At 33.9% G+C, this 14103-nt stretch carries 12 protein-coding genes; 7 read left to right on the forward strand and 5 right to left on the reverse strand.

Going from position 1 to position 14103, the window contains the following annotated elements; all coding sequences use genetic code 11:
* Positions 1-51: 51 nt before the first annotated feature.
* The 5 genes from kdpA to WFZ86_RS03730 all read right to left on the reverse strand — a co-directional run bounded on the left by kdpA (position 52) and on the right by WFZ86_RS03730 (position 4394).
* Entirely contained in the window at positions 52-1773 is a 1722-nt protein-coding gene (gene kdpA, locus WFZ86_RS03710) for a potassium-transporting ATPase subunit KdpA (RefSeq protein ID WP_342690684.1), read from the reverse strand.
* A gap of 194 nt (positions 1774-1967) precedes the next feature.
* Positions 1968-2045: a K(+)-transporting ATPase subunit F gene (gene kdpF, locus WFZ86_RS03715; RefSeq protein ID WP_342690927.1), complete on the reverse strand. Its 78-nt coding sequence runs from the start codon at positions 2043-2045 to the stop codon at positions 1968-1970.
* 225 nt (positions 2046-2270) lie between these two features.
* Entirely contained in the window at positions 2271-2393 is a 123-nt protein-coding gene (locus WFZ86_RS03720; protein ID WP_342690685.1) for a hypothetical protein, read from the reverse strand.
* A gap of 195 nt (positions 2394-2588) precedes the next feature.
* Positions 2589-3929: a sigma-54-dependent transcriptional regulator gene (locus tag WFZ86_RS03725; protein WP_342690928.1), complete on the reverse strand. Its 1341-nt coding sequence runs from the start codon at positions 3927-3929 to the stop codon at positions 2589-2591.
* Between the two features lie 33 nt (positions 3930-3962).
* Positions 3963-4394: a Cif family virulence factor gene (locus tag WFZ86_RS03730; protein ID WP_342690686.1), complete on the reverse strand. Its 432-nt coding sequence runs from the start codon at positions 4392-4394 to the stop codon at positions 3963-3965.
* A gap of 210 nt (positions 4395-4604) precedes the next feature.
* On the opposite strand from WFZ86_RS03730, the gene panB reads away from it, so the two are divergent.
* The 7 genes from panB to ypfJ all read left to right on the forward strand — a co-directional run bounded on the left by panB (position 4605) and on the right by ypfJ (position 14042).
* Entirely contained in the window at positions 4605-5423 is an 819-nt protein-coding gene (gene panB / locus WFZ86_RS03735; protein WP_342690687.1) for a 3-methyl-2-oxobutanoate hydroxymethyltransferase, read from the forward strand.
* A 6-nt stretch (positions 5424-5429) separates the two neighbouring features.
* Entirely contained in the window at positions 5430-6119 is a 690-nt protein-coding gene (locus WFZ86_RS03740; RefSeq protein WP_342690688.1) for an RluA family pseudouridine synthase, read from the forward strand.
* 71 nt (positions 6120-6190) lie between these two features.
* Positions 6191-7519, forward strand: a complete 1329-nt coding sequence (locus tag WFZ86_RS03745) for an aldehyde dehydrogenase (RefSeq protein WP_342690689.1) — start codon at positions 6191-6193, stop codon at positions 7517-7519.
* The gene (locus WFZ86_RS03750) at positions 7510-8241 is read left to right on the forward strand and encodes a nitroreductase family protein (RefSeq protein WP_342690690.1); all 732 of its coding nucleotides are present in this window, start codon (positions 7510-7512) and stop codon (positions 8239-8241) included. The genes WFZ86_RS03745 and WFZ86_RS03750 overlap by 10 nt, the downstream gene beginning before the upstream one ends.
* A 22-nt stretch (positions 8242-8263) precedes the next feature.
* Complete coding sequence (locus WFZ86_RS03755; RefSeq protein ID WP_342690691.1) at positions 8264-9016, forward strand: hypothetical protein; 753 nt, start codon at positions 8264-8266, stop codon at positions 9014-9016.
* A 613-nt stretch (positions 9017-9629) separates the two neighbouring features.
* On the forward strand, positions 9630-13145 hold the full coding sequence (locus WFZ86_RS03760; RefSeq protein WP_342690692.1) for a PAS domain S-box protein: 3516 nt from the start codon (positions 9630-9632) through the stop codon (positions 13143-13145).
* 33 nt (positions 13146-13178) lie between these two features.
* Complete coding sequence (ypfJ, locus tag WFZ86_RS03765; protein ID WP_342690693.1) at positions 13179-14042, forward strand: KPN_02809 family neutral zinc metallopeptidase; 864 nt, start codon at positions 13179-13181, stop codon at positions 14040-14042.
* Positions 14043-14103 lie beyond the last annotated feature (61 nt).

Genomic DNA, 14103 nt, shown 5'->3' on the forward strand with positions numbered 1-14103 from the left:
GGTCTTTGTTTTTTTACTTCTAACCTCTAACTTCTAACCTCTAACTTTTTTCTATTTTAATGTAAAATATTCTGCCAATGGTCCTAATGCCAATGCTGGGAAGAAAGATAAGGCTGCAATAATCGCGATTACGGCAAAAATCATCACACCAAAAATGGTAGTATCAGTTTTTAAAGTTCCCGCGCTTTCTGGAATGTGTTTTTTATTAGCCAATAATCCTGCTATAGCCAATGGACCGATAATTGGAAGGAAACGGCTTAACAACAACACTATTCCTGTAGTAATATTCCAAAACGGATTGTTATCTCCTAACCCTTCAAAACCAGACCCATTATTAGCAGCACTCGATGTGAATTCATAAAGCATTTCTGAAAATCCGTGATGACCAGGATTATTTAACCAACCATTAGCATTTCCGCTAAACCAATAGCCCATTGCGGTATCATTCGCCGCAAAATAAGTAGCCAAAGCCGTGCCTGCTAAGATTAACAAAGGATGAAGTATCGCGATAAAAGCAGCAATTTTTACCTCTCTTGCTTCGATTTTCTTTCCTAAGAATTCAGGAGTTCGACCTACCATTAATCCTGAAATAAATACAGCCAAAATGATAAAGATGTAAAAATTCAACCAGCCAACTCCACAACCACCATAAAAGGCATTGACCATCATAGCCAACAATTGCATCGTTCCTGAAACTGGCATCGAACTATCGTGCATACTGTTCACAGAACCTGTAGAAATTACGGTCGTAGCAATACTCCAAAAACCAGAAATAGCAGCACCAAAACGCACTTCCTTACCTTCCATCGCGCCGGTTGTTTGGGTAATTCCCATTTTTCCGATAGCTGGATTTCCGTTGATTTCGCTTATCACTGTTGGAATAACGAGTAGTAAGAAACCTACTGTCATTACTCCAAAAACGATATAAGAAAACTTTCTTTTCTTAAGAAAAAAACCTAATGCAAAAATCATTGCAAACGGGATAATTAACTGCGCCCACAATTCAACCACATTAGTCAAATACGTAGGGTTTTCCAAAGGATGAGCCGAATTCGCTCCAAAAAAACCACCTCCGTTTGTACCAATATGTTTGATACCAATAAATGCAGCAGCAGGACCACGAGAAACTTCAACGGTATCTCCTTGCAAGGTCATTATTTTATCTTTTCCTTCAAATGTCATTGGAGTTCCACTAAATACTAGAACTACAGCAACAATAGCAGAAAGAGGCAATAAGATACGAGTACAACTTTTGATGAAAAAATTGTAAAAATTCCCTAGTTTATCTGTGGTTTTTTCTCTCATAGCCACAAATACCATAGCAGCTGCCGCCATTCCTGTTCCCGCAGAAACAAATTGCAAAAACATTAAAAATAGTTGACCCAAGTACGAAAGTCCTGTTTCGCCAGAATAATGTTGTAAATTACAATTCACTACAAATGAAATGGCGGTATTGAATGCCAAATCTGGACACATTGATGGGTTTCCATCTGGGTTTAATGGTAAACTACCTTGGAAGAGTAAAACAAAAAAGCAAAGAAAGAACCAAACCATATTTACACTCAAAAGCGCTTTTAAATGTTGCTTCCAGTTCATTTCTTCAGTAGCATTGATACCACTAATTTTGAAAATAAAGTTTTCAATGGGATTAAAAATTCCGTCAAGCAAAGTTTTATCTCCCAAAAAGACTTTGGCTATATACCTTCCAACAGGAATAGCCAAAACGATAGAGAGGATAAAAATACTGATGACGCCAAAAAATTCTGTGTTCATATTATTTGAGTTGTTAATGGTGAAATGTGAGATGTCAAATGTCAAATGTGAAATGTCAAATGTGAGATGTCAAATGTCAAATGTGAAATGTCAAATGTCAAATGTCAAATGTCAAATGTCAAATGTGAGATGTGAGATGTGAAATTGATATTTCTATAACATTTTACATTTCACAAATCACTTTTTACACATGTTTAAAATTTTTCGGGTTTAATTAGTACATAAACCAAATAACCGAATACGGCAAGTGCGACAATAAATAGTGCTAACATAATTTTAGATTTTTTCAAAAAATTCGACGGATTTAAAACAAAGCGCAAAGAGCAAGGCTGCTAAAGCGAGTAAAAGAATAGTGGTTAACATAAGATTTAAGATTATAGAATTCAGATTTAAGATTAGCGATTAAGAGATAATTGATTATAGAGTTAGTGACTTAATTTTGTCACAAAAAGTGATTCATAGTTTTTAGCCAATTGTCTATATTCTATTATCTTTTTTTAAACTCCAGAAGTATTGATTTGTTTAACGTATTCCGCTTTTAACAAGGGAGGAAAAAAGTTCGAGATACTGCAATGACGCAGTTCCATTTGTTTGTATACATTGGTAATCTGATTTTTCATAACAATGATTTTAATGTTGTGCTGTGCTTATGCCAAAAGTTGTTCCGAAAAAACACCAAACACTCTAAAACATTGTTAACAAAAGGATTGGGATGTATCGCTCAAAATGAAGCATAAAAAAAGCCTATCAAAATGATAAGCTTTTATTGAAATGATAGGATTGTATGGTAGTTACAATATTAAATAAAGGCAGTTTTACAACTTGTATTCTTCAATCTTTCGGTACAAAGTGGCAATTCCAATTTCGAGTAATCTTGCCGCCTCTGCTTTATTGCCTTTAGTGTAAGCTAATACTTTTTGAATATGTCCTTTTTCGATGGTTTGCATCGCCAAAGCCGAAGTAATTTTATTATAATGTTCTTGTTGATATTGAATTTCATAAGGTAAAACGTCTTGCGTCAAGATATCGCCATTGATTAAAATCACGGAACGCTCAATCACATTTTTCAATTCGCGAATATTCCCAGGCCATTGATACTCCTCTAATTTTTGGATAAAATCGGCACCAATATGTAGCTTTTTCTTATTGGTTTTCTCGGCAAACTGTGCCACAAAAAAGGAGGTTAAAACGGCAATATCTTTTACTCTTTCTCGCAATGGCGGAAGGTGGATTTCAAAAATATTCAAACGGAAATACAAATCCGAACGAAAATGATGCGCTTCACTCTCTTGTTTCAAATCGCGATTGGTAGCCGCAATCAGCCTGAAATTGGATTTTCTTGGAGTAGTGTCTCCCAAAGGAATATATTCATTGGTTTCTAGAACCCGTAATAATTTGGCTTGCAACTCGAGTGGCATTTCTCCTATTTCATCCAAAAATAATGTCCCACCATTGGCTTCTTCAATAAATCCTTTTTTGTCTTTTAGTGCGCCAGTAAAAGCCCCTTGTTTGTGACCAAACAACTCACTTTCTAAAATTTCTTTACCAAAAGTACTGCAATTCAACGCAACAAAGGATTTGCCTACTCTCGTACTGTTTTCGTGTATGGCTTGCGCAAAAACTTCTTTCCCAGTTCCCGTTTCACCAGTTAACAAAACGGTAGAATCGGTTTGAGCTACTTTCTTAGCCAAGTCAATAACTTGCTCCAAGGCTTTGGATTTTCCAAGAATCGATTCAAAAGAAAATTGTGCTCCAATACGTTGCTCTAGTTGTTGGACTTTTTTCTGTAGTTCCACTTTTTCTAAGGCTTTGTACAATAGTGGAATAATTTTGTCATTGTCATCACCTTTGACAATATAATCAAAAGCACCGTTTTTCATCGCTTGCACTCCGTCGGCAATATTGCCATATGCGGTTAGCAAAATAACTTCGACTAACGGGTCTGCTTTTTTTAATTGAGGAACAAAATTGACTCCGCTCCCATCGGGTAATTTGACATCGCACAGCACCACATCGATTGTATTTTGCTCTAGTTTTTTCAAACCAGATTTTAAATCACCTGCTTCTAGAACATCAAAATTTTCAGCTTTTATGATGCGAGCGAGTAAACCACGTAGTTTTTCTTCGTCGTCTATAATTAGAATTTTTTTCAAAATAGGTAGTGAATTAAAAAAGCAAAATTACTATATTTACTTTCGTCTTGTATCGATAATCGCTACAATTTTCCATTGTCCATTCTCTCTATACAATGTAAAAACATTGACGCCCGAATGGCTTTTTTTCCCATTGACATAAAATTCATAAGGTGTCCAATCGATAGCCATAGCGCCATCTATATGAATCGTATGGCCTAATAATCGCTCTTCAAACTGCATTGTCGTAGGGATAGAGGCAATCGACTGATAGAATTTTGTAGCCGTTTGTGTTGAAAATTGACTGCCTTTCGTATTCTCAGCTATAGATTGCAAGCCCATCTTATCGGAACACACTTTTTGAATCGCAAGTGAATCTCTAGAATGAAATCCCTTGAAAAAAGTTTCTATGGTTTGTTGTACTTCCTGATTTTGAGCTTGGGTAGTCATTCCGAACAACACCAACATTCCTAGAATAAATTTTCGCATAATTATTTTATTTATAACGTTTTGAATCTCCTATATTCATCTTAAGAGATGAAGATTAAAGGGTAGTAAAATAAGAAAATAAAAAAGGATTTAAGAAATCTACCTCCTTTTAAATAAAGACAGCTTACAAGAAAAAATATAAAACGAATATCGTACTGCTAAACCTTTACAATTTTATTACTTTTGCACCCTAAAATTAAACACAAAGGTATGTCAGTAGCCAAAAAAGATTATAAAAGAATTACGACCAAATCCTTAATTGAGATGAAAGCCAATGGCGAAAAAATCTCAATGCTTACGGCTTATGATTACACTATGGCCAAAATTGTAGATACCGCTGGTATTGATGTTATTTTAGTAGGCGATTCTGCATCCAATGTGATGGCAGGTCACGAAACAACTTTGCCAATTACTCTAGACCAAATGATTTATCACGCTTCATCTGTTGTTAGAGCCGTAGAACGAGCTTTGGTAGTTGTTGATTTACCCTTCGGAAGTTATCAATCCGATCCAAAAGAAGCTTTGCGTTCCTCCATCCGAATTATGAAAGAAAGCGGCGGACACGCTGTAAAATTAGAAGGAGGGAAAGAAATAAAAGAATCGATCAAGAAAATATTGAATGCTGGTATTCCAGTAATGGGACACTTGGGTTTAACTCCACAATCTATTTATAAATTTGGTACTTATACCGTAAGAGCCAAAGAAGAAGAAGAAGCAGAAAAATTAATCGAAGATGCTCAAATGCTTGAAAAATTAGGCTGTTTTGCTTTGGTACTTGAAAAAATACCTGCACACTTAGCTGAAAAAGTAGCCAAAAGTATTTCGATTCCTGTCATTGGGATTGGTGCTGGTGGTGGTGTTGACGGACAAGTATTAGTAATTCACGATATGTTAGGAATGAACAACGAATTCAGTCCACGATTCTTACGTCGTTATTTGAATTTGTATGAGCAAATGACCACAGCTATAAGTAGCTATGTAAGCGATGTAAAATCACAAGATTTCCCTAACGCAAACGAACAGTACTAAGTCCAAATGAAAGTTATCTCTACCAAAAACAATCTTCAAGTCCTTCACGAAGACAATCATTTGATTGTAGTGAACAAACGAGTGGGCGATTTGGTACAAGGAGATAAAACAGGCGACAAACCGCTTTCGGAAGTAGTAAAAGAATACCTTAAAGAAAAATACAACAAACCCGGAGAAGTATTTCTAGGTATTGTACATCGGTTAGACAGACCCACTACAGGAATCGTAGTTTTTGCTAGAACCAGCAAAGCTTTGACCCGAATGAATGAACTGTTTAGTAACCGAGAAACAAAAAAAACCTATTGGGCTGTGGTTAAAAACAAACCCGAAAAACCGCAAGCCCAATTGGTTCATTACCTTAAAAGAAACGAGAAAAACAATACTTCAAAAGCACATAACAAAGAAGTTCCTGATAGCAAATTGGCCAGTTTGGACTATACCATTATCAAAGAACTTACGAACTATTTTGCTTTGGAAATCAATCTACACACTGGAAGACATCACCAAATCAGAGCACAATTAGCCGCTATTGGCTGTCCTATCAAAGGCGATTTGAAATATGGTTTTGACCGAAGCAATCCTGATGGTGGCATTCATTTGCACGCTCGAAAATTAGTCTTTATTCATCCCGTTTCAAAGGAACCGCTATCAATTTTAGCGCCCGTTCCAGACGATGTTATTTGGAAAGCCATTTGATTTTTGTAAAAAAAATTCTTTTTTAAGTTTTTAAAAATTAACTTGCAGTACCTAATTTCATCGCTATAGAAATGAATTATAAAACCAGTTTAGATTTTAGAAAAGATACCTTAATAAAACTACTCAATACCGTTGCCTTACTAGAAGACGAAATCGTAGAAGCATTGTATAAAGATTTCAAAAAACCTGCTTTTGAAGCCGTTTTGACTGAAACCAATTATGTCATTACAGAACTAAAAGACACCATAAAAAACCTTAATAAATGGGCTAAACCAGAAAGGGTATGGCCTTCTATTTTAAATTTTCCTTCCACTGATTATATTTTAAGAGAACCTTACGGAAAAGTTTTAATTATTGCTCCTTGGAACTATCCTTTTCAATTAGCACTTTGTCCATTAGTATCTGCTGTTGCCGCCGGTAATCAGGTGGTTTTAAAACCTTCAGAGCTAACGCCAAATACGGCAGCAATAATTAAAAAAATAATTGAAAAAGTTTTTCACGTAAGTCACGTAAAAATAGAGAACGGTGGTGTTGAAGTCGCTCAAAAATTGCTATCACAACGCTGGGATTATATCTTTTTTACTGGTAGTGTACCTGTAGGTAAAGTGGTAGCCAAAGCTGCCGCTGAACATTTGACTCCAGTAACTTTAGAATTAGGTGGAAAAAACCCTTGTATTATTGACGAAACTGCCAATTTAAAACTTGCAGCTAGACGAATTGTTTGGGGCAAATTCATCAATGCAGGACAAACTTGTATTGCTCCAGATTATATTTTGATACAAAAAGACATGAAAAGTCATTTTGTTGACTATTTGAAAAATGAAATTCAAAAAGCTTACGGAGATGACCCGCAAAAATCTCCAGATTTAGCACGAATTGTAAATGAAAAAAATTGGCTCCGATTGATCAACATGATCGACCCACAAAAAGTCCTTATCGGTGGCGAATCAAATATTGAAGATTGTTACATTGCTCCCACACTCATTGAAGAAACCGTATTAGATAGTTTGGTAATGCAAGATGAAATCTTTGGTCCTTTACTTCCCTTGTTAACCTATGATGATCCCAAAGAAATTGAAACCATAATTACTCGATATGAAAAGCCTCTAGCACTTTATGTGTTTACGGAGGACAAAGTATTTGGAAAAGAAATCATGAAAAAATATTCTTTTGGTGGCGGATGCATCAATGATACTGTGGTGCATTTTTCTAACCAAAGATTACCTTTTGGAGGTGTAGGGCATAGTGGTATTGGAGCTTATCATGGTCGATTAAGTTTTGATGTTTTTTCACATAAAAAAGGAATTGTAAAAAAAGCAAATTGGCTAGATTTACCTATGCGATATGCTCCATACAAAAACAAATTACAATCTATAAAAAAACTATTACAATGGCTTTAGAAAAAACAGTAAGTGAGGCAATCCAATACCGAAGATCTGTTCGCGTTTTTAAAAATGAAGCTATTGATGATGAAAAAGTAAAACAATGTCTAAGCCTAGCCACCTTAGCTCCCACAAGCAGTAATATGCAACTTTGGGAGTTTTACCATATTGTAGATTCCGATAAAATTCAACAAATAGCAAAAGCTAGTTTTGATCAAAATGCAGCAAAATCAGCCAACCAGTTGGTAGTTGTCGTAGCTAGAAAAGATTTATGGAAAAAAAGAAAAGAAGCTAATATCTCCTTTTTAAAAGCACAATTCGGAAACAAAAAAGAATCTGAGTATAGCAAAAGAGAGAAATTTGCCTTGAATTATTATCAAAAAATCATCCCAACGATTTACACAGATTTTTGGGGAATTCTTGGTAGAATAAAATACTTAGCTTTTCAATGTATTGGTTTGTTCAAACCCATTTACAGACAAGCACGACAAAGCGATATGCGAATCGTAGCGCACAAAAGTGCCGCTCTGGCTGCTCAAAACTTTATGATTAGCATGGCAGCTATCAACTATGATACTTGTCCCATGGAAGGATTTGATTCCTTAAGAGTAAAACAAATTATTGGTTTACCGAACAGCTGTGAAATCAATATGATTATAGGCTGTGGTATTCGTGATGAAAATGGTATTTACGGTGAACGCTTTAGAGTACCATTCGAACAAGTCTATTTTAAACTATAATTAACCTACAAAAACATAACTTATGCTTACTCAAAAACCAACTGAAACCAATAAATACAATAACACTTTAGATTTCGAAACAGTATTAAATCATTCTTTTGCCAATTATAAAAAAATAGCTTTGTATGCAGGATCGGCACTTTTAGTTTTCCTGTTTTTCTATGCTATCTTTTTAAGTGCTGTATCAATAAGTATTGTTGGAGCTGAAAATATTAGTAAAAAATCCATAGAAAACTTTCAGAAATTATTACTTACCAAACCATATGTTTGGTACTATACTGGATTTTCCATTCTAACATCTTGTTTATTAAGCCCATTCATGGCAAGTTTTTACAAAATGGCCGATGCTGCCGAAAAAGACACTTCTTTTGGTGTGTCTGGTTTGTTTTCAATGTACACTTCACCATTATTTGTACCTATCTTTTCCGTAACTTTTCTCATCGGTTTAGCCACCAATGGCCTCAGTCTAGTTTTTGACGAAATCGGACTTTCATTTGTTGGAATCCTATTGATCTTAATCATTAGTTTCTTCACCATTTTAACCATTCCATTAATTGTTTTAGGGAATTATTCTACTATTGAATCAATAAAAACGAGTATAGCAATTGTTACAAAACAACCAATTGTAATCTTAATGCTAGTTATTATAGCTATTCTTGGTGTTTGCCTAGGTCTATTTGCTTTCTGTATTGGTGCGTTTTTTACTTATCCTTTTTTAATTTCTGTAGTATATACTATATACAATCAAGCAACTTCTAAAGAAAAACTAGAATAAATACTAAAAAAAAATATCTTTTACACATTTTTAACTATTTTAGTAAACATTTAATTTAAATTACTATTTTTCATACTAACATAAGTACCACACATCAAATCATAGTATAGCATTGCCAACCAATCTATTATATACTATTTTCAATTTACCAACATTAAACAGTTGGTCGTTATTTTTATTGGAGAAAAATTACATCAAAATATTCAGTTATCACCAATTTACTCTCTTTCAAATTGGTATTTTGATTTTTACTATTTGCTTATTTGTGTATATCTATTTCTTTGACAAACGAATTAGACAATCTCCTAACTATAGAATTTCAAAAACTATTGAAAAAGAGTACCAATTATATCTGCTTTTTTTTAGTGCAATAATTATTACAATGGAATTGGTATTTGATGTATTTCAAATGCGAAGCAAAAGTATATTGGTCGAAAAAACAGCTATAACTATTCTTTTAATTTTTATTTTTTTCTTAAGTAACAAAATAAAATTATTAAGAAAAAATATTGATTCATTTTTTACTTTATTTTACTTATTGTATTTTTTTGTAATAGCTAATAATATAGTTAACAACCCCAATGATACTATATCAAAACTGACTTTTGTAATAATGCTGTTTTTGGCTTATGATGCATTAAAAACCAACAAAAAATACACTTATTTCCTTTACTTTTTATTCATATTTTTAATCACTTTAACCTATTTTGATAGAATTTCTAGAAAAACTGGAGTATTGATTATCAGCTATTCTTGCGTTGTAGTTTTATTGAATTATATCAGAAAATTAATAGAAAACTCACTCTCCAAAGAAAGTAATTTCATCAAAGAAATCATCAATAAAGGAAATTCACTTACCATTGCTTGCAATTACAATGGTGAAGTAATTTATTGTAGCGAAACCATTGCATCAATCCTAGGCTATACACATCAAGAAGTGATGGGGTACGAGTTTTGGAGATTAACCGAAGATCCTGATTTTATAGGATTACCCTATCACGATGTATTTGTTGATGGTCAAATTTATACCCGGAAATTAAAATGTAAAGATGGATCTTATAAATTCATACAATGGACAGATAAAAAGTTTGCTGACAATATCATTGTAGGCATTGGACAAGATGTAACAGAACAAAGAAACTTAAATAACAAATACGAAGACATTATACAAAATGCCAATGATTTAATTTTTGAAGCGAGTCCAAGAGGAAACTTTACTTTTATCAACGACTTTTCAGTAAAAACTCTTCAATACGATAAAGATGAGCTTTTAGGTAAAAATTTCATTTCAATAATTCGAGATGATTATTTTGAAGAAATAAGAACATTATTTATCAGGAATACCGATTACCCGTTGGTGGAGTTCCCAATTAACACCAAATTTAACGAAAGCATTTGGATCTCATTAAAAGTGATTATTAGAAAAGACGAAAGCGGAAAAATTATTGGGTATTCCGGAATTGGTCGTGACATTACAAAACTCAAAACCAATGAAATAAAAAACAATCAAAGACAACAAAAAATTGAGTTATATAATTCGACAATAAAGAATTTATTCACCATCAATTTTAGAGACTTTGAACAAATAGAAAGCATCGTAAAACTAATCATTGAGAACGCAGGTACTATTTCTAAATGTGATCGCGTGAGTTACTGGAAATATCGTGAAAAAACTATTATTTGTGAATGTATTTATTTCCTTAGTTCCAATTCATTTGGCAAAAAAATTATCCTAAAAAAAGATAATTATCCTGTTCATACACAAAAGATACAACAAGGCATTCAATTACATAAAAATGATATCAATGTAAATATCGAAAATAATGAATTTTACGAATCGTACTATCGAGTTTATAACATTAAATCAGCAATAGATACTCCTATCCTACTTAATGGCGAATTACTGGGTGTACTCTCTTTCGAAACAACTTCTTTACAACGAAATTGGGATCAAGAAGACCTCACTTTTGCAAGAACTATAGCAGATATACTATCACTTGCCATTGCCACTCAAAAACAATTTGAAGCCGAAAAAAAATTACAAAAAAAGAGTGACTTATTGGCTGAAATGGCACTTTGTACCGAAAAATTTTTATTGAGCAAAAGCTTGAATGAGATGTTTACTGACACCTTTGAAATCATGGGAAATGCGACTCAAGTTGATCATTTATTTTATTACGAAAAAGATACAAAAACCCAATTAATCAGTCAGAAATTCAAATGGGCAAGAAAAGGAATTCCATTACAAATAACCAAACTACAAGAATTCTCAGAAGAGCATCTAGAAGAAATTGTTACAAAAGCCAACAAAAAAAAACTATTCAAAACCAAAACGAGTAAACTAAAAAAATCCTTTTTTAAGCTATTACTCATTAATAACGAAATCAAGTCTATTTTGATTGTTCCTATCTATTACAACGATGAATTTAGTGGATTCATTGGAATGGATGACTGTACTTTTGAAAGAAACTGGTCAAAAGAAGAGAGTTTTATCCTAAAAACATTAGCCAGTAATATCTCTTACGCTTTAGAACGAGATAAAAATGAAAAACTAATTCACAAAAGTGAAGAAAAATTCAAACTTATCGCCAATAATATTCCAGGAACAGTTTATCTCTCAAAATTTGATGAATATGCCTCAAAAGTATACTTAAACGATTCTATAGAAAAACTAACTGGCTATTCAAAATCAGATTTCTTACAACAAAAAATCTCTTTAATTAACTTATTACATCCCGAAGACAAAGATCTTGTAGTCGAACATCAAAATAGAAACTTTAATAATGGCAAACCGTATCACGATCGTTACCGAATCAGAAAAAAATCAGGACAATATATTTGGATAGAAGAATTTAGCGACGCTATTAAAAAAGATAATACTATAGAATACATTGGAGGCATTTTGTTCGACATTACCAATCAAATCGAAACCGAAGCCATTCTAAAAGAAAAAGAACTGGCTGAAGCTGCCAACAAAGCAAAATCGGATTTTTTGGCCAATATGAGTCACGAAATTAGAACACCGTTGAATGGAATCATTGGTTTTACTGATTTGCTCATGAAAACCCACCTTAATCGTACGCAAGAAAAATACATGACTACGATTAATCAATCGGCGCTCTCGCTCTTAGACATCATCAACGATATCTTGGATTTTTCTAAAATAGAAGCAGGAAAACTCGACCTTTTTATAGAGAAACAGGAACTATCCGAAATTTTAAACCAAACCATCGATCTTATTTTTTATGAATCCAATCAAAAAAAATTAGATTTATTCTTAAAAATTGCTCCTGAAGTTCCCAAATTCGTATGGGTAGATTCAGTTCGTTTGAAACAAATTTTGATCAATCTACTGGCCAATGCCGTAAAATTTACCGAAAAAGGAAGCATCACGCTAGAGGTTGGTGTAATTGCCCAAAATAGCGAGTCGCAACAAAGCCTGCGTTTTGCTATCATCGATACCGGAATTGGAATTCTAGAAAAAAATAAGAAAAAAATATTTTATGCCTTCTCTCAAGAAGACAGCTCAACCTCCAAAAAATTCGGAGGAACAGGTCTTGGACTCACCATTTCGAATCAATTATTAAGTTTAATGAATAGCCAACTCCGACTGGAGAGCCAAATCAACAAAGGAAGTACTTTTTACTTCGATATAGATTTAGAAACTTCAAACGAAACAAATTCATCAGAAACCGAATCCAATACCTCACAACTCACCACAATTGCTTCAAATAAAATAAAACACGAGTACCCTAATCTCAAAATAATGATTGTTGAAGACAACAAAATCAACATGTTATTACTCAAAACAATCATCAAAAACCTTTTCCTTGATGTAGAAATCTTTGAATTCTTAAATGGGAAAGAAGCCATAGAACAATTTGAATTCCTAAAACCAACCCTAGTATTTATGGATATTCAAATGCCTATTATGAACGGATACGAAACGAGCAAAGCAATAAGAAATCTCAAAAACGGAAAAGACATTCCAATTATAGCCATCACCGCTGGAACTGAAAAAGAAGAACGCAAAAAGTGTCTAAAAGTCGGAATGAATGATTACATCCCAAAACCTATTATAAAAGGAGTTATTGAAGAAGTAATATTGAGATGCATTAAAAAAATTTAATTAAATTTATTACTAACAAAAAATAAGAACAATATGAAATGGCAAGGAAGAAGACAAAGCGATAACATGGAAGATCGCCGTGGCATGTCTACTGGAGGAAAATCAATCGTAGGCGGAGGCATCATAGGTATTATCATTTTATTAGTCAATATTTTTGGTGGCGAAAATGCTCAGATGATAACTCCTATTTTAGAACAATTCAACAACCAATCACAAAGTGCACCCACAGAACAAAGAGCCTTAACCGCTAGCGAAAAAGAAGAAGGAAGATTTGTAAACGCAATATTGGTAGACAACGAAGATGTTTGGAGTAAAATTTTTCAAGAAAATAATCTTCAATTTGAAGCTGCAAAAATTGTTCTTTTTAGCGGACAAGTAGAAACCGCCTGTGGTGGAGCCAGCTCCGCCTCTGGACCTTTTTATTGCCCTGGCGACAAAAAAATCTATATGGACATGTCATTTTTCGAGGAATTGAGAACTAAATTTGGGGCACAAGGTGGCGACTTTGCCGTAGCTTATGTCATTGGTCATGAATACGGACACCACATTCAGAATCTATTGGGGACTTCAACCAAAATGCGTCAACTACAGCAAGGAAAAAGTGAAGCCGAAGCCAACAAACTCTCCGTAGCTCTTGAACTTCAAGCCGATTTCTATGCGGGTCTTTGGACAAATTACAACGAAAAAACAAACGCTATGTTAGAACCTGGTGATATAGAAGAAGCACTAAGTGCAGCCCAAGCCGTGGGTGACGACGCCATTCAAAAGAAAATGCAAGGTCAAGTCGTACCCGATTCCTTTACTCACGGTACCTCAGAGCAGCGGATGTACTGGTTTCAAAAAGGATTGCAATCCGGAGATATCAAACAAGGCAATACCTTCAATTACATCCAGTAACTCTTAAAAAACGAAAAGAGCTATTTATCCTCAATAAGTAGCTCTTTTTTTTTGAAGCGGC

This window comes from Flavobacterium polysaccharolyticum (assembly GCF_038739875.1).
GTDB classification, from domain to species: domain Bacteria; phylum Bacteroidota; class Bacteroidia; order Flavobacteriales; family Flavobacteriaceae; genus Flavobacterium; species Flavobacterium polysaccharolyticum.

Coding starts and splice junctions, on each gene's coding strand:
- WFZ86_RS03760 (WP_342690692.1), top strand. CDS start 9,630: ATGCTGTTTTTGGCTTATGATGCATTAAAAACCAACAAAAAATACACT.
- panB (WP_342690687.1), top strand. CDS start 4,605: ATGTCAGTAGCCAAAAAAGATTATAAAAGAATTACGACCAAATCCTTA.
- WFZ86_RS03745 (WP_342690689.1), top strand. CDS start 6,191: ATGAATTATAAAACCAGTTTAGATTTTAGAAAAGATACCTTAATAAAA.
- ypfJ (WP_342690693.1), top strand. CDS start 13,179: ATGAAATGGCAAGGAAGAAGACAAAGCGATAACATGGAAGATCGCCGT.
- WFZ86_RS03755 (WP_342690691.1), top strand. CDS start 8,264: ATGCTTACTCAAAAACCAACTGAAACCAATAAATACAATAACACTTTA.
- WFZ86_RS03720 (WP_342690685.1), bottom strand. CDS start 2,393: ATGAAAAATCAGATTACCAATGTATACAAACAAATGGAACTGCGTCAT.
- kdpA (WP_342690684.1), bottom strand. CDS start 1,773: ATGAACACAGAATTTTTTGGCGTCATCAGTATTTTTATCCTCTCTATC.
- WFZ86_RS03750 (WP_342690690.1), top strand. CDS start 7,510: ATGGCTTTAGAAAAAACAGTAAGTGAGGCAATCCAATACCGAAGATCT.
- WFZ86_RS03740 (WP_342690688.1), top strand. CDS start 5,430: ATGAAAGTTATCTCTACCAAAAACAATCTTCAAGTCCTTCACGAAGAC.
- WFZ86_RS03730 (WP_342690686.1), bottom strand. CDS start 4,394: ATGCGAAAATTTATTCTAGGAATGTTGGTGTTGTTCGGAATGACTACC.
- kdpF (WP_342690927.1), bottom strand. CDS start 2,045: ATGTTAGCACTATTTATTGTCGCACTTGCCGTATTCGGTTATTTGGTT.